At 39.7% G+C, this 16482-nt stretch carries 19 protein-coding genes; 4 read left to right on the forward strand and 15 right to left on the reverse strand.

From position 1 onward, the window contains the following. Positions 1-78 precede the first annotated feature (78 nt). Complete coding sequence (locus UR08_RS06040) at positions 79-1788, forward strand: Rqc2 family fibronectin-binding protein (protein WP_115752783.1); 1710 nt, start codon at positions 79-81, stop codon at positions 1786-1788. Positions 1789-1824: 36 nt separating this feature from the next. On the opposite strand, the gene UR08_RS06045 is transcribed toward UR08_RS06040, so the two are convergent. From UR08_RS06045 to UR08_RS06115, 15 genes are all read right to left on the reverse strand, one after another. Then, positions 1825-2640 (reverse strand): acyltransferase, encoded by an 816-nt coding sequence (locus tag UR08_RS06045; RefSeq protein WP_115752784.1) that lies wholly within the window; start codon positions 2638-2640, stop codon positions 1825-1827. An 82-nt stretch (positions 2641-2722) separates the two neighbouring features. Next, entirely contained in the window at positions 2723-3868 is a 1146-nt protein-coding gene (locus tag UR08_RS06050) for an ABC transporter permease (RefSeq protein WP_115752785.1), read from the reverse strand. Between the two features lie 4 nt (positions 3869-3872). Next, positions 3873-4973, reverse strand: coding sequence for an ABC transporter permease (locus UR08_RS06055; protein ID WP_115752786.1), 1101 nt, complete (start codon positions 4971-4973; stop codon positions 3873-3875). Positions 4974-4987: 14 nt separating this feature from the next. After that, a complete protein-coding gene (locus UR08_RS06060) occupies positions 4988-5929 on the reverse strand; it encodes an ABC transporter ATP-binding protein (RefSeq protein WP_115752787.1) in 942 nt (313 codons plus the stop codon). Positions 5930-6028: 99 nt separating this feature from the next. Next, entirely contained in the window at positions 6029-7150 is a 1122-nt protein-coding gene (locus tag UR08_RS06065; RefSeq protein ID WP_115752788.1) for a sensor histidine kinase, read from the reverse strand. Continuing rightward, positions 7147-7791, reverse strand: coding sequence for a response regulator transcription factor (locus UR08_RS06070; RefSeq protein ID WP_115752789.1), 645 nt, complete (start codon positions 7789-7791; stop codon positions 7147-7149). The genes UR08_RS06065 and UR08_RS06070 overlap by 4 nt, the downstream gene beginning before the upstream one ends. A 29-nt stretch (positions 7792-7820) precedes the next feature. After that, entirely contained in the window at positions 7821-8933 is a 1113-nt protein-coding gene (locus tag UR08_RS06075; protein WP_115752790.1) for an N-acetyldiaminopimelate deacetylase, read from the reverse strand. Between the two features lie 70 nt (positions 8934-9003). Beyond that, positions 9004-9714 carry a 2,3,4,5-tetrahydropyridine-2,6-dicarboxylate N-acetyltransferase gene (gene dapD, locus UR08_RS06080; RefSeq protein WP_115752791.1) on the reverse strand — a complete coding sequence of 237 codons (711 nt, stop codon included), beginning with the start codon at positions 9712-9714 and terminating at the stop codon, positions 9004-9006. A 45-nt stretch (positions 9715-9759) separates the two neighbouring features. Beyond that, a complete protein-coding gene (locus UR08_RS06085) occupies positions 9760-10638 on the reverse strand; it encodes a LysR family transcriptional regulator (RefSeq protein WP_115752792.1) in 879 nt (292 codons plus the stop codon). Beyond that, positions 10635-11087: a cyclic-di-AMP-binding protein CbpB gene (gene cbpB / locus UR08_RS06090; protein WP_115752793.1), complete on the reverse strand. Its 453-nt coding sequence runs from the start codon at positions 11085-11087 to the stop codon at positions 10635-10637. The genes UR08_RS06085 and cbpB overlap by 4 nt, the downstream gene beginning before the upstream one ends. 175 nt (positions 11088-11262) lie before the next feature. Beyond that, positions 11263-11493: a YkuJ family protein gene (locus UR08_RS06095; RefSeq protein ID WP_115752794.1), complete on the reverse strand. Its 231-nt coding sequence runs from the start codon at positions 11491-11493 to the stop codon at positions 11263-11265. A 184-nt stretch (positions 11494-11677) separates the two neighbouring features. After that, a complete protein-coding gene (locus UR08_RS06100; protein ID WP_115752795.1) occupies positions 11678-11896 on the reverse strand; it encodes a hypothetical protein in 219 nt (72 codons plus the stop codon). 154 nt (positions 11897-12050) lie between these two features. Then, complete coding sequence (locus UR08_RS06105; protein WP_115752796.1) at positions 12051-12683, reverse strand: DUF5105 domain-containing protein; 633 nt, start codon at positions 12681-12683, stop codon at positions 12051-12053. 9 nt (positions 12684-12692) lie between these two features. Further along, complete coding sequence (locus UR08_RS06110; protein ID WP_115752797.1) at positions 12693-13268, reverse strand: hypothetical protein; 576 nt, start codon at positions 13266-13268, stop codon at positions 12693-12695. Positions 13269-13523: 255 nt separating this feature from the next. Next, on the reverse strand, positions 13524-14366 hold the full coding sequence (locus tag UR08_RS06115) for a YusW family protein (RefSeq protein ID WP_115752798.1): 843 nt from the start codon (positions 14364-14366) through the stop codon (positions 13524-13526). A gap of 220 nt (positions 14367-14586) precedes the next feature. Here UR08_RS06115 and UR08_RS06120 point away from each other — a divergent pair, with 220 nt between their 5' ends. From UR08_RS06120 to UR08_RS06130, 3 genes are read left to right on the forward strand one after another with little or no spacing between them, the layout of a single operon-like run. Next, on the forward strand, positions 14587-14916 hold the full coding sequence (locus tag UR08_RS06120) for a PadR family transcriptional regulator (protein WP_115752799.1): 330 nt from the start codon (positions 14587-14589) through the stop codon (positions 14914-14916). Continuing rightward, positions 14909-15391 carry a DUF1700 domain-containing protein gene (locus tag UR08_RS06125; protein WP_115752800.1) on the forward strand — a complete coding sequence of 161 codons (483 nt, stop codon included), beginning with the start codon at positions 14909-14911 and terminating at the stop codon, positions 15389-15391. The genes UR08_RS06120 and UR08_RS06125 overlap by 8 nt, the downstream gene beginning before the upstream one ends. Next, positions 15388-16473: a DUF4097 family beta strand repeat-containing protein gene (locus UR08_RS06130; RefSeq protein WP_115752801.1), complete on the forward strand. Its 1086-nt coding sequence runs from the start codon at positions 15388-15390 to the stop codon at positions 16471-16473. Before UR08_RS06125 ends, UR08_RS06130 begins: the two co-directional genes overlap by 4 nt. Positions 16474-16482 lie beyond the last annotated feature (9 nt).

Below are 16482 nucleotides of genomic sequence, written 5' to 3' on the forward strand. Positions count from 1 at the left end.
GAAATCCTAGTTAAACGTGAAGTGAACGATTTTATGCTACAATAGAACAAGACTACTTTGGTAAAGGAAGAAAAAACAATGGCTTTTGATGCAATGTTCTTAAAATCAATCACTCAAGAAATCAGCGAAAATGCCGAAAGTGGTCGAATCATGAAGATTCACCAACCCTTTCCGCATGAACTGATTCTTTATATTCGTAAAAACCGCGAAAATAAGCGGCTTCTTATTTCTGCCCACCCAAGTTATGCAAGGCTTCAGTGGACAAGCGATATCCCGCAAAACCCGGCAGAACCACCCATGTTTTGCATGCTGCTCCGCAAACATTTAGAAGGAGCTATTATTCAGAATATCAAACAAATTCCAAACGAACGAATTCTCATCTTTGAAATTTTAAGTAAAGATGATATCGGTGAAAAGCGTTATCTAGATCTCTATATTGAAATTATGGGACGGCACAGTAATATTACACTCGTTGACCGTGAGAAAGAGACCATCATTGATTGCATCAAGCACCTTTCGCCAGCTCAAAATAGCTATCGGACCTTGCTTCCTGGAGTTCCGTACAAGCTCCCTCCAACAGGCGACAAGAAAGATCCATTCGAAGTGACACGTGAAGATTTTGAGTCGGAAAGTTTTGATTTAGATGCGAATCTTTCCAAGCAACTGGTTGGAAAGTTCGCTGGATTTAGTCCACTTCTCGCGTGGGAAATCGAGCTTCGCTACCGGGAAATGGGCGATTTATTTCAAGCCTTTTCAAGTGTTCTAGCCGAAACCAACCGATTCTTGGGGAAAAATGCTTCTCCAATTGAATTTACTCGAGCTGGAAAAAGCGATTACTATTTTATGCCGCTCACTTCTGTTTCAGACAGCCAAACTTTCTCTTCGCTAAGCGCGCTACTCGACCATTTTTACAGTGGCAAAGCACGGCGTGACCGCGTCCATCAAATGGGGCACGATCTTGAGCGAATGCTTTCGACGGAAAAAGCCAAAAACGATTTAAAGCTGAAAAAGCTAGAACAAACGCTTGAAGACTCGGAAAAAGCAGACCGTTATCGGATCATGGGCGAACTGCTTACAAGCAATCTGCATCTCGTCAAAAAAGGGATGAAAGATGTGACGGTTCAAAACTTTTACGAAGAAGAGCTGCCGGACATCGTGATTCCGCTTGATATTCAGCTTTCACCGTCACAAAATGCGCAACGCTACTTCACGCGATATCAAAAACTTCGAAATTCGGTTTCTCACGTGAACGAACAAATCAAGCAAACCAACGAAGAAAATGCTTATCTCGATGAAATTTTGTCACAGTTAGAGACGGCCGAGCCTGAAGATGTTGAAGAAATTCGGCAAGAACTAGCGGAGGAAGGCTACTTGCGACTGAAAAAGGTCAAACAGTCGAAAAAGAAAAATGCTGCGCCAAAACTCGACAAATACCGTTCTTCAACGGGACTTTCGATCTTGGTTGGGAAAAACAACAAGCAAAATGAGTATTTAACGAATAAACTAGCGCGGAACCAGGAGCTCTGGTTCCACGTGAAAGACTTGCCCGGCTCGCATGTTGTTATCCAGTCGACTGATCCGGATGAAACCTCGATCAAGGAAGCGGCGATGATCGCGGCTTTCTACTCGAAAGCACGTCTTTCAGGAAGTGTTCCTGTTGATGCCACACTGGTTAAAAATGTCAAGAAGCCGAATGGTTCTAAACCTGGATACGTCATTTATGATAATCAAACGACTTACTTTACAACGCCTGATGAGGATACGGTGCTGAAACTTCGTGAAGTCTGAAAAATCCCCTGCCGCAAGTGTTGCGGCAGGGGATTTTTATTTCCCAATGAAAAACCGATTTTTGGTTTTTGTTTCGGAAAGTTGCTTCAAGAAGGCAAGCCGGTCTTGTGGGGTTTTGCGGGCATCAAGTTCGGCATCTAGCTTGGCAAACGAAAAGGTATCCGCAGCCCGTTTGAAGCTAAAATCGTCCGTTTCTTGAAAAAGAGCATTTCGGGTTTCTTGTTCTTTAAAGGCATGGACGGCTGGTCTCGTCCAAAACAAATTGCGCTTCAGCACTTTCGCGGGGTTCCCGCCCACGCTCGCATTAGAGGGAAACTTCTTCGTCAAAACTGCAAAGCCTGCCGCGATCGCACCTGATCCGATTTTCGTTCCTTTTAAAAACTTTACTTCTTGCCCAATCCAAACGTGATCGCCGATAAAAATGCTTTGGCTAGGGTTCAGCCGTTTTTTCGTTTCCATATCATAAATCAAATGTGGATCGGCATTCCGGAACAGCACATCGTAGGAAAACATATTATCATCGCCTACGAATAAATGTTTTTGCTCCGAAAGAATAATCCGCGTTTGTCCGCTGAAAGAATTATCTCGGCCAAAATGAAGCACATTGTCATGATGAAGATCGGCTTCCAGTTGATAAGGCCAAGCTGATCGCCCGAGGTAAATCACGGAATTATTTCCTGCAAAAAGCAGTTTGGTATCCTTGATTTTGGCTCCGTCTTCTACAAAAAGTAGATTGCCCGTCCCTTTAAAGCGAATGCTACTATTTAAGAAATAACTATCCTTTGTTTGATTCAAGTGAATCGTATTCGATTGAACACTTTCGGCATCTTGATAACTTTCCACTACTTCCAAGTTTATCCCTACCTTTATCGCTTCTGATTTATGGTTTTATCATATCATTTTTCAAAGCGCATCGAAACGATAATTCCTTCGGTCAAATGAAGGATTTGATTTCACTGTTTCGCGTGTAGCGGTAAGCAGCTAGGCTTAGGAAGAAAAGTGTGTATCCTAGTAATACTAGTACGTTGAGACTAAGGCCAAAGAATTCCGTTTCTTGTTGTAATTTGCTCACTGCGTCCATGACCCAAAATTGTGGCATGAATTCCGCAATTCTTTGCATGAAATTTGGCATGATCTGGATGGGGATAAGCGCTCCTGAAAGCAATGTTGAAATTGTGAAAATCGTAGTCTGCACGGCTGATAAGCTTCGTCTGCTTTTAAAAATAAAGCTAAAGGCAAGCGAGATGGAAATCGCAAAAACAGCAAATAAAGCTAAGACAGCAAAGAGCGATACGAGCGAAGTACCTGGATCGATTTGAAAGGCAAAGCGCATTGCCAGTAAACAAATCACAATTTCAGCAAGTAAAGTCACTAGTGAAAACAAAGCTGTGCCTAAAATATATTGCTTGCTGCTTACGGGCGTTGACATCAAACGGTAAAACGTCCCTTCTTCTCTTTCTTTTAAAAGCAGTTCCCCGAGGCTTCCTGCTGCGTAAAGTAGCATCATACAAAAGAAACCGATAATTTGAGCAGACATGTTTTTATCTACTTCACTTTTGCTTGAGAGATTCACATTTTTCACGGTTAATTGCTCCGCTTCGTAAGCCGTGAAACTTTTGTTAAAGTCTTTTCCTTCACTGATTCGTTCAATTTTAACCAGTTTTTCTAGTTGAGTTGCAAGCATTCGCTCAATGGACTTGGCTGTATCTTCACTTTGTAGTGCTTTCACCTTAAAGTGAGATGGCTTTTCTTGCTGAATCGAGTTATTTGCACCTTTTTCCATCACTATGAGCGCATTTTTTTGCCCGCCTAGTAGTTCTTTTTCGCCTTGCGCTTTTGAAACTTCTGTCACGGATATATTCTTTTCAGCTTTTAAAAGCTTCACAAGCGCTGTTGTGTAGGAGCCTTTATCTTGATTCGCAACGCCGATTTTAATCGTCTCACTTCCAAGGCTCGAACCATAAGCAAAGAAATAAATAAGAATGCTTACGATGGGAAGACCGACTAATAATAAAAGTCTTACTTTGGATTTTTTTAATATCTCCAAGTTATGCTTAAAAATCCACCCAGTTTGTCTCATCTTCTCAGGCCCTCCTTCTTTTTTGAACAAACAACACAAGCAACAAGAGAATTAGCGTCATGCCTAGGTTCATCGTAATTGGAATAGTCATGGCACTTAAATCATGATTATAAAGAATTTCTCGACTGCTGATATTCGCCCAGCCGATGGGAGAAAACTTCTGGATCGTTGGCGAAATCATCGGAAAATAAGCGCCACCAATGAAAGCAAAGATGTTCACAATGATCGTTGAAGCTCCCGCAATGGCTGGATTCCCATTGCTAAAGATATCAAGTGCCATCCCAAGAAAGACTGAAAAAATGCCTAAGCTTAGAAAGACAGCGAAAATAAAGATGGCGTATTTGCCCCACTGGACGCCAAACACAAATTGAGAAACGAGCATCAAAATGATTAAGGCAAGCACTTGCACTGTCAGCTCTCCAAAAAAGTTACCAAACAAAATTTGCGTTTTCCTGACAGGTGCCGTTTCTAAACGAACTATCGTATTTCGCAATTTTTCAGCACGATAACTATTGATTCCGTATACAAGTCCCATCATCATCGTCATACTAATCATGGCAATCGCATAATACTCAAACGATGATACATTATCGCTTGTCGAAGCTTTTTCCGTTTTAATTGCCCCTTTTGGAAGTTTGACACGCTCTACCGCTTTTTCAATTTGGCTTGAGTCAATTTTGGCTGTTCCTTTTATAAAACTATACTCGGATGAAAAAGCTCCGATATAGCTATCTAGCATAGCTTTTTCGACAGTCTCTGGATAGTTTGTTACAACCGTTAACTCCTCATTTTCCGTACTGACAAAAGCTGTGGCTTTTCCTTTTTGTACTTTCTTTTTTCCAGTTGCTTCATTTTTCTCTGCTGTAAAAGTGACATTTTTGGATCCCGCGGCTTTCGCAAACTGTTCAAACGCTTGCCCAAGTTGACTCGAACCATCTTGTGTGTAAACAATTTGCAGATGAGCCGAAGTATCTTGATTAAAGGAACCCGAAAGCAAATTCCCGAGAACAAAGATCAAAGCGACAGGAAAAATAAGTGTAAAAATAAAATAATTTTTATCACGTAAAGTTAACTTGATTTGTTTTTTCAAATTGTGAAAAATCATTTGATTTCCTCCCCTTATTCATCCCGTAAATTTCGACCTGTTAAATTCAAGAAAACTGTTTCTAAGTTGATTTTTTCTTGATTCACTTCCAAAATCTCAAGTTTTCTCTCAAGTAGTAAGGACAAAATGCTATTTAACACATTCGTTTCATTTTTAGCGATAATGTTCAAGGTGCTCGTGCCTGTCCAGTTCACCTGCTCCACGCCTTTGATTCCTTTGATCGTTTCCTTTATTCCATCCATTTGTTCAGAAACCACAATATTCACTTCTTTGATATCTGTAACAAGGCTAACAAGTTCCTGCTCTGTTCCCTCTGCAATTACTTTGCCGTGATCCATAATCGCAATGTAATCACAAATCTCTTCCACTTCTTCCATGTAATGGCTCGTGTAAATAATCGTCGCGCCTTTTTTATTTAACTCACGGATGGACTCCAAAATATAGTTACGCGACTGGGGATCGATCCCAACAGTCGGTTCATCCATCACCACTAACTCAGGCGTATGAGCGATCGCACAAGCAATATTGAGGCGCCGCTTCATTCCCCCTGAAAATTTATCGGGACGGATATTTTCTTTATCAAGCAATCCGACAAAACGGAGTGCTTCTTTGCTTTTTTCGATTAATTCGGCACCGCGAAAGCCATATAATCCCGCGAAAAACTTCACGTTTTCAAGTGCCGTTAACTCCTGATAAATAGCCAAGTCTTGCGGAACCAGCCCAATTTTCTTTTTAATATCAAGCGCCTCACTTTGAAGCGGTTCGCCAAACAAATCAATTTCACCTGTTGTTTTTTTGATTAAGCCGCATAACATGTTAATGGCGGTACTTTTTCCTGCCCCGTTTGGTCCAAGCAGTCCAAAAATTTGCCCTCGCTCAATCGAAAGTGAAAGTTGATCGGTTGCTACGACTTGGTCAAATTTTTTGGTCACATCTTTCATTTCCACAATTTTCATTCGCTTTTCTCTCCTCGCGTTCATTTCTTTTATTATAAAAAAAAGCGAGAGTTGCCAACAGTGCAATTTCTCACTTCTTTAGCGTGAATTTCTCACGATTTATTGTATCGGAATGACAGTAGTCACTAAAAAACCATTTTTAGCGCGAAAAGTAACCGATCCTCCAAGTTTTGCAGCCCGCTCTTCCATTCCCACTAATCCAAGGCTTTTAGTAAATTGTTCAGGCGTTTTTCCATCATTTTGGATTTCGAAACGAATAAACTTATTTAAAACGACTAACTGGACGGAAACTTTCGTAGGTTTCGCATGTTTCAAGATATTCGTTAATCCTTCCGTCAAATTTTGCTGTAAACAATACCAAATGGCTGGGCTAATTTTCTCAAGTACTCCACGCGCCCCGAAAAACGAACGAATTTGATACTCCGTTTCAAATTGCTTGAGTTCCTGTTTGAGCCTTGTTACGCCCAAACTCTCTTGTGGTGGCTTCATTTCTTTTAGTGTTTGTTTGATTGATTCAATCCCCGCTTGATTAATTTGAATGTCATTGGTTAACAGCTCTTCTGCCTTTTGAATATCTTTTTGAAGCACCAATTTTGCAGCTTCTAATTGAATCAATCCACCTGAAAGCGAATGACCTAATTCATCATGAATCCGATGAGACAACGCATTTCGTTCTTCTAATTGAATCAAATATTTGTCTTCCATTTTTTGCGCTTCAAGTTGATCTAGTCGCTCACGCAGTTTCCCTACTTGAATCCGCATACGTTCAGCATCTTGCTCTTTCTTATCAAGAAAAACAGTCATCTTAATTACCAAAAACTGAATAAATATAGTACCTGCAAGAAAAAACGTATACATCAATTGAAACCAATCGTCTCGCTCCAAAATCAGTGGCCAAATCCCTAAAGCACTCGGAAAAACAAGCGATTTCCAAGAAAAATTTGTTTGGTTTGACTTTAAAAGCGTAACTATCATGGACGGAAAAAGCAAACCATAATAAATCAAATCAAGTGAAAAACTCAAAATCAGCATGACTAGTAGCCCTAATTTAAATAAAAGCTCGTAGCGACTACAGGTTTCAATGCAAATCAAAAGCGTCAAATAAAGTAAGACAAAAAGCAAATACAAAGCCATTTCTTCACTTGAAACTCGTAAATAAAAAGAAAGCAGTAAAACAGCAAGCCCGGAAAAACCGTCAAAAATCAATTTATAGCTTCTCATAACGTTCCGCCTTTTTCTCCTGTAAAATAAAGAATGGCTAGTTGCGTCCTGTGTTCAAGTTCAAGCTTGCTCAGTAAAGCAGAGATATTGTTTGCAACAGTCCCTTCCGAAATATAAAGGTGCTCCGCAATTTTCCGGTTCGAACAGCCACTTGCAACCGCTACTAAAATATCTTTTTCACGCGGTGTCAAATCAAATTGGTCTAAATCTGTATGTTGCGGCTTACTTTGAAAACCAGTTTCGCGAATTTTATTCCAGATTTCATCTTGAATAATACTTTGCCCCTTAAAAACACTTCGAATCGCTTGAATGATTTCTTTGGGATCATTATTTTTAAGTAAATACCCTTTAGCCCCATTTTGAATCGCTTCAAAGATATAAGCATCATCATCAAACGTTGTGAGCATAATCACTTTGGTCTCCGTTTGCTCCGTGACAAGCTTCGTTGCAAGAACGCCATTCATTTCAGGCATTCGAATATCGAATAAAGCCACATCAATTGGATGTTCTAAGCAAAAATCCACCGCTTCTTGCCCGTTTTTAACTGTCGCAACAACTTCTATATCTGCCTCCATATTTAAAATAATTTCCATTCCGCCAGTGATAAAAGAATTATCGTCTGCAAGTAGCACTTTAATCATCTACTGTACCTCCCCGGTCAGCTTGTTGTCTAAGACTTCGCTAAAAATTCCGTCAAAATAGAAATCGCAAACGGAATCGCTTCTTCTTTCGGATTCAGTTTCGCATGGTGTAAGCCGTACGGCGAATCAACACCAAGCCAAAACATCATCCCCGGAATTTCATCCAAAAAATAACCAAAATCTTCACCCGTCATCGCAGCCTTCGCTTCCACGTAAGCATCCGGAAATTCCTGTTCTACGAATTCCACAAACCGTTTCGTTTCAGCCGCGTGATTATAAACTTCCAGATAAGCTGAACCTGGCAAAAATTCCACTTCACATTGAAAAGCTTCCTCCATGCCACGCGCGAGTGCTTTAAGTCGCGTCCAAATCAGCTCCATCGTTTCTTTCTTCGCCGTGCGGATCGTCCCTTCTAATAGTGCTGAACCTGCGATCACATTTTGTACATCGCCGCCAGTGATTTTCCCAACCGTAATTACTGCCGCGTCCATCGGATCAACATTCCGGCTGATAATCGTTTGAATTTGCCCGACAAACTGGCTAGCCGCAACCACCATATCATTCGCTAGATGCGGATAAGCAGCGTGTCCAGACAGCCCTTTAAACGAAATGAAAAGTTCAGCTGTGTTGGCAAACAAGAGCCCTTCCCTTGTTGCAATTTGTCCAACTTTATACTCTGGCGCGATGTGGAGTGCATAAATTTCGTCTGGGCGAAAATCCTCAAATTCAGCGCTTTCAAGAAGCGGCTTCGCCCCACCAGGACCTTCCTCTGCTGGCTGAAAAATAAAAACCAAATGATTCTTCGGTTGATTTTCAGCAAAAAAAGCGAGCACACCAAGCGCAATGCTCATATGAAAATCATGCCCACAAGCATGCATCTTACCATCGTGCTTAGAAGCAAACGGCAAGCCTGTTTCTTCTTTAATTGGAAGAGCATCCATGTCCGTTCGGTAACCAATCGTCTTCTCGCCTATCGTACCGCGAAGTCGAACCAAAATCCCCGTTCGCCAAGTCCTCAGTTCCAGAAAATCACTGTTTAAGTTTTCAATAAAATCAAGCAAGAAGCGCTGTGTTTCTACTTCCTCGAAGCCCGTTTCTGGAATTGTATGCAGTTTTCTTCTAATCTCAATAAATGGATCCATCGCTTATCTGCTCCTTTTCATAAAAAAAGCCGGATTTGACCCTCGTACGCCAAATCCAGCCACTTTACTCTTATAATTGACGCAAACCTTGCATGATTTCTGTTTTCGATGCCGTTTTCGCATCCAGTTCCTTAAGTACGCGTGCCGGAATACCCGCAACAACCGTTCCTGGCTCAACATCTTTTGTAACAATTGCGCCAGCAGCAACGACCGCACCTTTTCCAACGCGAACGCCTTCTAATACAACAACATTTGCCCCAATCACAACATCATCTTCAATCACAACAGGATTTGCCGATGGTGGCTCAATCACGCCTGCAAGTACAGAACCTGCTCCAATGTGACAGTTTTTGCCGACCGTTGCCCGTCCACCAAGTACAACGTTCATATCAATCATTGTGCCTTCGCCGATTACAGAGCCAATATTGATCGAAGCGCCCATCATCACAACTGCATTGTCATGAATCGTTACTTGGTCACGAATGATTGCCCCCGGTTCGATCCGCGCATTCACTTTTTTAAGATCAAGCATCGGAATCGCTGAATTTCTGCGATCATTTTCAATCACTGAATCCATAATCTCGGCTTGATATTTTTCTAGAAGTGGTTCAATAACAGCCCATTCACCAAAAATAGTTCCCACTTCATTATTGATAAAAGTTTGAACGCCTTCCGGAAAATCAATTTTCGAAAGATTTCCTTTCAAGTAAACCTTAACAGGCGTGCTTTTTTCACTATGTTGAATAAACGAAATAATTTGGTGCGCATCCATTTGTTCCATTAACTAATCCTCCTAAAAATTTATCTTCCTTTAAGTTTGCCATAGCTACAGATGAGTTGCAAGGTATTCATTCATCACTTTCATAAAAGCATCCACTTGCGGAAGAGCGAGCGACTGCTCATAAGCAAGCAATGTCGTTTCCCGCCCGAGTACCGACCCGTCTTTTTCAACAAGCGGAATCTCATGAATGCCTTCCGTATCCCCTAAAAGCGTAATTTCCGGTAAAATTGCAAACCCAATTCCATTTAACGCCATTTGCCGTGACGTTTCCATTTGATCGACAAACATCGCTTGCTTCGGCATTTTCCCAAAATTCCGTTGCCAATAGTCTTGAATGACCTGATAATAGTTTGAATCACTTCTAAACTGAATAAATGGTCGCTCCGACTCAAAAACCTCTTCAATCCGCTCAATTTCTTGATCTACCAAAACAAGTTTGTCCTTAAATAGCGGCTTGCGGACACTCTTCCAGTTCGTAGCCCCGCGGACAATTCCAAAATGAACCACACCTTGGGCAAGAAGCTGGTGAACTTCGCTACTCCAACCTGTTTGAAGTGAAATCCGCACTTTCGGGTAACGCGCCGAAAATTCCTTCAAAACACGCGGTAAAAACGATTGGGCGACAACGCTTGCGCAAGCAATTCGAAGCGTCCCGCGGACCACACCTTCCATTGCTTCCAAATTTTCTTGGATTTCCCGTTCTCTTTCAATGACACTTGCCGCATGCTTCACGATGGCTTCCCCTTCAGGCGTCAACAAAAGTCCCTTCTGCGTACGAACAAAAATCTTGGTATTCCAGCGACTTTCAATCGTTTGCAGTCGTTGTGAGAGAGCGGGCTGGCTAAGGAAAAGCTTTTCGGCACTTTTTCGCATATTAAGCTCATCAGCCAAGCAAACGAGCAATTCATATTCTGTTACAATCATGTTCTGTCCTCCACTTTAGAATGAATAAACCGGTTCACTTGCTTCAAAATCACACGACGCGTGAGTATCCCTTGAAATTCTTGTTCCTCGTTCACGACACTAATAAAAGGAGCATCCACAAGCATACTAACCACACGTTCCGCATCAAAGTTTTCTTTCACGACTGGAATATCAGTTTGCATAACATCTTCCACTTTTAACGTTTCCAGCCGTTCAAATTCAATTTTTTCAAGTCCTAAAATGGCTTCTGTAATCATCGCTGCACTAATTAAGCCATAAAGTTTAAAGTTATAATCCAAAACAGGAATCACAGAATAGCCACATTTTGTTAAAACTAAAAGCGCATGCTCTAAATTATTTCCAAGCTGTACGTGAGCAACCTTTTCGGCAGAGATCATATTTTCTTCAAGTTGATTTTTTATAAAAAATCCAAATTGATTTGAAATCATTTTTATCTTTCCTCTTCTCAAGTATTGTCTTGAATCTTTTTTCTTTTCCTTCAAACGCTTCCACCTAAACATTCGCTTTCATTTTACCATAGTCACGCCATGATTGCTTCCCAAATAAACCCTTTTTCAGGCAAAAAAATACTAGAACAGAAGAATCTGTTCTAGTTGTTTCTGCTTAATTTTCTTGTAAAGCTTCGAAAATTTCAATTGCTGTCATATCAATATCATCAAAATTATACTTACTGTTTGAATCGTGAATTTCGACTTCAAAAGACTGGGAAGGCTCGAAATATTTAACCTCACAAATGACCTTTCCTTCTTTTTCAAATCGTCTCGATTGTGTTTCAGCAGCGTCGTCGTTCTGCATAGCCTCCAACCGTTGAATAATTCCTTTTAACTGAGACATAACGCATTCTCCTCTCAAAATCCACCCGATGAGTTTTCCTCATCCACTTCTTAATAATACTATCAAATTTTAGCGCAAATCACACCCAATAAGCAAGTATTCTTTTAAAATTTAACGCAATATTTTTTAAAACTACTTGAAACAAAGCAAAACCGCCTTGAAAATCAAGACGGTTTTTGTATGATTAATCTGTTTTTTCATTTTCAACAGATTGAAGACTTAACTTAACAGCTCGCATGATGGTTTTTTTACGATTAAAACCTTTCACACAAATTGTTTCTGATCCAAGAGTCACAAATACCTCTCCCCATGAACCACACGGATTAAAACCATAAGCATGTACTTTTAGCAACCCTTCTCGCGTTGGGAAAAACATCATTTCATAGTTTCCAGCCTTTGACATACGCCAAACTCCTTCCCCTTACATTTTGAGCGACTAGTGATTGAAAACGATTCTCAATTATTATAGTCCTCATTTTACGGGAAACAAACGAAATATGCAACTTTTTTTCAAAACAAAAAGAGGGACTTTTTCAATTTAAGTCCCTCTCTTTCTCTTACAAGCCAAATGCAGCGTATAATTTTTCAAAGAATTCCGTTTCGTTTTCGATTTGCCATTTTTCGTGATTATCATCATCACGTTTTAAACGAAGCGTCACTTTGGTTTCTTTTTTCTTAGCTGGGCTATTTAAATACATATACTCAAGCATTTCAAAACTTGTTTGATTAACCAGTTTTTTCATATCCTCATCTGTGCTGTCAGCCGTGATTTTAGACTCCACATTTTTGACCAGTTCATCTGTTTTTGCTTGTACCGCTTTGTCGTTTAAGTTAAGCCCCTTCACTTTAACTGAGACTACAGCTTCTTTACTACTTTCCTTAACGACATCAACCTTATAACTGGTTGTTTCCTTAAGATGTGCAATAAATTTTTGGTTTAGTTTCAAGATTTTTTCTTTGTCAATTCCATTAAGCTTGCTTTCAACAGACGTCACAAATTCATTTTCATTTTCTTTTTGGATACGCGTATCATCAAGCCCATAAATTTCTTGCAATTCTGGAACATCTTCTTGATAAATATAGCTATCTACAAGTGCTTTTGCCGATAGATCTGCCTCTTCCGGCTGACTACAACTGGCTAGCAGAAGAATCGCAGCACACAACATACTGAAAAAAATACCTTTTCTCATTGGCTCCTCCTAGTGATGACTCCGATTATAATTTTTCTTTTCTTGGATGATTTTTTGACGTTCAGAACCCGAAAGGTTAGGATCTCTCAACTTTTTCCCATATTCTCGGTTCTTCTCTCCAATAGCACGCCCTCTTTGACTAGCACTTGTTGTTGCGTCTGTCTGAGAATTAGAGGACCCGCTGTTTGGAGTGCTACTTTTCGCTTGAGGCGCCTGACTGGAACTTTTCGGAGCTTCATTCCCACCAACTGATGGAGCATTCTCCTTGCGAGATGAGTTGTCTTGTTTTGTTTGATTGTTATTTTCAGCAGCAGCTACCTGCGCACGTTTTTGCTCAGCAAATTGTTTTGCTTCTGCTTGTTTTTTTGCGACTTCCTGTTTTTTCACAGCCACTTTTTCTGTATGAACAGCTTTTACTTTTGATTCTACTCGTGAACGAATTGAATCAATCTTTGCTTGAATAGCCTCCTGCTGAACTTTTGAGAAACTAGAAAGTGGAGTTGCTTGGACGGGCTCAGTTTGACTTAACCCGAAAAAGATTCCTGCTGCTAATACTAAAAACCACATTCTTTTTTTGCTTTTCATGATGTTTCCTCCTAATTTATAATTATTTTAACCAAACAGACTATGAACAAATGCTCTTATCTAATTTGGATAATAGCCACCTTTAATGAAACTTACTGCTTGTAATCAATTATATCGGAGACATCAAATTCTCCTCTGTTTTTAAAAACTATCTTCCTAACTCTAACATTTATTCTCACTCATACTCATAAAAATGACTCGATCGATTAAATCGAGTCATTTTCATTCGTGTATCTATTTTAAAGATTGAATAGCTTATTTAATTTTAAATTCAAATTCGGATTTATTCGGGAATTCTACTTCATATTGGAATTTCTTAAAGTTGTTTTTTAGTTTAAGTTCGCCAAGTACGTGAGTTACAATTTGATTTTTGTTTGTTGACTTCATATTGAAATCAGCAAAAATTCCTTCAATGATACTTTGCGCTTTCGCACCTTTCACTTTTTCACCAGTGAATTCATTTTCATATTTTGCTTCTACTTTACCATTTTTCTTCACTTCATATTGTAATTCAACATCAAAGTTTTTATACTCGATTTCAACTTCAAGTTCTTTAACTGCTAATTTACCTGTAGAAGGTTTAACAGATTCGTTGTTGCTACCAGAGTTGTCTTCTGCGTCATCGCCTGGTTCAACAATTGTTCCATTGTCGTTGCCTTCATCTTCCCAGTCCCAGTTTCCACCAGTGTACTGAGTACCAAAGTTGATTTGCTCGTTCCAAGTTTTATCTACATAAATTACTTTCAAGCTCTTATTGCCGTTTGCTGCAATCCCACGCAAGATGCCTTTTAATTGATTCGTATAAGCGCTAACGCGTTGTGCAATTTTCGATGCTTGAGCTTTTGTGTAACCCGCATCTACCCAAGTTGCGGCCTTTGTCAATTTGTTGTAAACCTTGTTCACGTTTCCTGCAGTTAGTGAAACGCCTGTTAGTGTTTGCAAATCAGATTTGCTGAAAGTCTTGATTGTTTTGTAAGCGTCTTGATAAACAATGTTCCCTTCTACGCTTGCTGCTTCTGATACTACTGGTGCAAGTGTTGCTACCCCCATTGTAAGAGCTAGTCCTGTTGCTGCTGTAACTTTAACTAGTTTGTTCATAATTGTATTTCTCCTTTATGGTTTTATAGTTTGCATAGTATTATTTTATTTATACTAGCTGAATTAACTATAACTTGAACCCATAAAAACGTCAACCTTTTTCTACTATTTTTTTTATAGTAGTGAATTAGCAATTGCCTTAAAGCATTGATAATGCTATACTTATAACTACTTAAACTAATATAAAAAAATGAATAGTATTTCGCAGGAGGAATAAAGAATGCGTCCAACCGCTCAATTTAAAAAAGGCGTTTTAGACATTTGCGTGTTGTACTTATTACAATACAGCGATCAATACGGGTACGACCTCACACAAAAAGTAAACAAACACATCCCGATTACTGAAGGTGCGCTGTATCCTTCTTTGCGACGGCTTGTAAAAGACGGTTATTGTTCTACCTATTTGCAAGAATCACCGAATGGTCCTTCAAGAAAGTATTATCATATTACAAATACTGGTAGAGTTTATTTGCAAGATATGCTTCAAGAATGGGACCACTTTGTTACAAGTTTTCAAGACTTACGAGAGGAAGCTGATCAGCATGGATAAGCAAAAATTTTTAAAAGAATTGGATAAAGCTACTTCGGGGCTTCCAAAAGAAGAACGTGAAGAGCTTCTACAATACTATGATGAATATTTAACTAGTGCCTTACTAGAAGGAAAAAGCGAAGAAACGATTCGCCAAGAAATTGGTTCCCCTGCCCAAATCGCAGGTGCCTTTATAGAAGCAAGTAGTGAAGAAGAGATTGAAAAAAAAGCTTATAAACGGATGGCAAGACTGGGATGGTTAAAACGAACAAGCACCTTTTTATGGTTTGCTTTTCTAGCTTGTCTTCTCCTTCTTTTCTTTTTAGGGGGAATTGCAAGTATTGTTTTTCTCGGAATTGATGTCGTTTTGTTCCAGCAAATTCATGTTTTCCAAATTTTTATGGCACTATTTTGTGCAGGAATCAGCTACTTAGCTTTTTTAGTGCTTAAAATTCTCTACAACTTCTATCTTACTCGAAAAGGACGATTTTCATGAAAAAACAATTTGGAATAGCCTTTATACTTATTCTTGTTGGGTTTATCGGCTTAATGACCTGTCTTATAGCCAAGAATAGTCAGGATATTGGACAAAGCTATCATAAAGAGTGGATTCTTTCAGCAAATCAAATTAAAAATCTGCAGATCACTAGTGAAAAAGATATTGATTTGCGTGTTAAGCAAACTTTAGATAGTAAAATTAGCCTTCAAGTAGAAGGAAAAATGTCAAAAGCTGAAACAAAAGAGCTGAAGGCGATCAAAGGAACAAAAGATGCCTTTCACTTAACGATCGGAACGAAGCATACTTGGCTCGAAAAATGGCACCGCCCTCACTATAGCGTTCAAAAAGTGACGTTATGGATTCCTGAAAGCGTCTCGCTTGGAAAAATGAAAGTAGATTTAAATAAAGCTAATGTGCGCTTAGATAATGTACGAGGCGAAAACCTTGCGATTACGATTTATGACGGGGAAGTGGTTGGCTCGCATGGTCAGTTTGATGAGACGGAAATTGATACGGATAAGAGTTTGACCGATTTAAGTTACTGGGATGGCAATATCTCGATGTTTGCTGAAACGGGTGACCAATTTCTGAAAGATTCATCTGGCAAATTTACGATACAAAATCAGTCAGGGATGTCTCAGGTTCACCGCCATAAAGGCACAAAAGGAGAAATTCTTAACCTTTCAGGAAAAGTGATCACAACCGCATCCCACTTGGATCAGCTAACCATTAATTCAAACAAAGGAACAGAAGTCATTCAAGGACTGCGCGGCAAGCTTCTTCTAAGTACCAAAAAAGGAAAAAGTATCTTGCGCGATAATCGCGGCGATCAAGTTGTGCGCACTGAGGATGGCGTCATCATTGTTGAGCAGACGCACTTGATGCAAAAAATGGACGTGCAAAGTAAAAGCGGTTTAATTAAACTGACTTTAAATAAGGATTATCAAAAACAACCTATTACGATCAACGCCCCACTTGGTTCGGTTCAGTCCGATTTTCACTGGCAAACCAAACAAAAAAATGCTCGGATTGAATTAAAAACAACCAAAGGCGAAATTAAAGTCATTCAAGAAGAATAAGGATAGCTT

It is taken from the genome of Listeria kieliensis (genome assembly GCF_003369925.1).
GTDB lineage: Bacteria > Bacillota > Bacilli > Lactobacillales > Listeriaceae > Listeria > Listeria kieliensis_A.

Coding starts and splice junctions, on each gene's coding strand:
- UR08_RS06040 (WP_115752783.1), top strand. CDS start 79: ATGGCTTTTGATGCAATGTTCTTAAAATCAATCACTCAAGAAATCAGC.
- UR08_RS06050 (WP_115752785.1), bottom strand. CDS start 3,868: ATGAGACAAACTGGGTGGATTTTTAAGCATAACTTGGAGATATTAAAA.
- UR08_RS06055 (WP_115752786.1), bottom strand. CDS start 4,973: ATGATTTTTCACAATTTGAAAAAACAAATCAAGTTAACTTTACGTGAT.
- UR08_RS06060 (WP_115752787.1), bottom strand. CDS start 5,929: ATGAAAATTGTGGAAATGAAAGATGTGACCAAAAAATTTGACCAAGTC.
- UR08_RS06065 (WP_115752788.1), bottom strand. CDS start 7,150: ATGAGAAGCTATAAATTGATTTTTGACGGTTTTTCCGGGCTTGCTGTT.
- UR08_RS06070 (WP_115752789.1), bottom strand. CDS start 7,791: ATGATTAAAGTGCTACTTGCAGACGATAATTCTTTTATCACTGGCGGA.
- UR08_RS06075 (WP_115752790.1), bottom strand. CDS start 8,933: ATGGATCCATTTATTGAGATTAGAAGAAAACTGCATACAATTCCAGAA.
- dapD (WP_115752791.1), bottom strand. CDS start 9,714: ATGGAACAAATGGATGCGCACCAAATTATTTCGTTTATTCAACATAGT.
- UR08_RS06085 (WP_115752792.1), bottom strand. CDS start 10,638: ATGATTGTAACAGAATATGAATTGCTCGTTTGCTTGGCTGATGAGCTT.
- cbpB (WP_115752793.1), bottom strand. CDS start 11,087: ATGATTTCAAATCAATTTGGATTTTTTATAAAAAATCAACTTGAAGAA.
- UR08_RS06095 (WP_115752794.1), bottom strand. CDS start 11,493: ATGTCTCAGTTAAAAGGAATTATTCAACGGTTGGAGGCTATGCAGAAC.
- UR08_RS06100 (WP_115752795.1), bottom strand. CDS start 11,896: ATGTCAAAGGCTGGAAACTATGAAATGATGTTTTTCCCAACGCGAGAA.
- UR08_RS06105 (WP_115752796.1), bottom strand. CDS start 12,683: ATGAGAAAAGGTATTTTTTTCAGTATGTTGTGTGCTGCGATTCTTCTG.
- UR08_RS06110 (WP_115752797.1), bottom strand. CDS start 13,268: ATGAAAAGCAAAAAAAGAATGTGGTTTTTAGTATTAGCAGCAGGAATC.
- UR08_RS06115 (WP_115752798.1), bottom strand. CDS start 14,366: ATGAACAAACTAGTTAAAGTTACAGCAGCAACAGGACTAGCTCTTACA.
- UR08_RS06120 (WP_115752799.1), top strand. CDS start 14,587: ATGCGTCCAACCGCTCAATTTAAAAAAGGCGTTTTAGACATTTGCGTG.
- UR08_RS06125 (WP_115752800.1), top strand. CDS start 14,909: ATGGATAAGCAAAAATTTTTAAAAGAATTGGATAAAGCTACTTCGGGG.
- UR08_RS06130 (WP_115752801.1), top strand. CDS start 15,388: ATGAAAAAACAATTTGGAATAGCCTTTATACTTATTCTTGTTGGGTTT.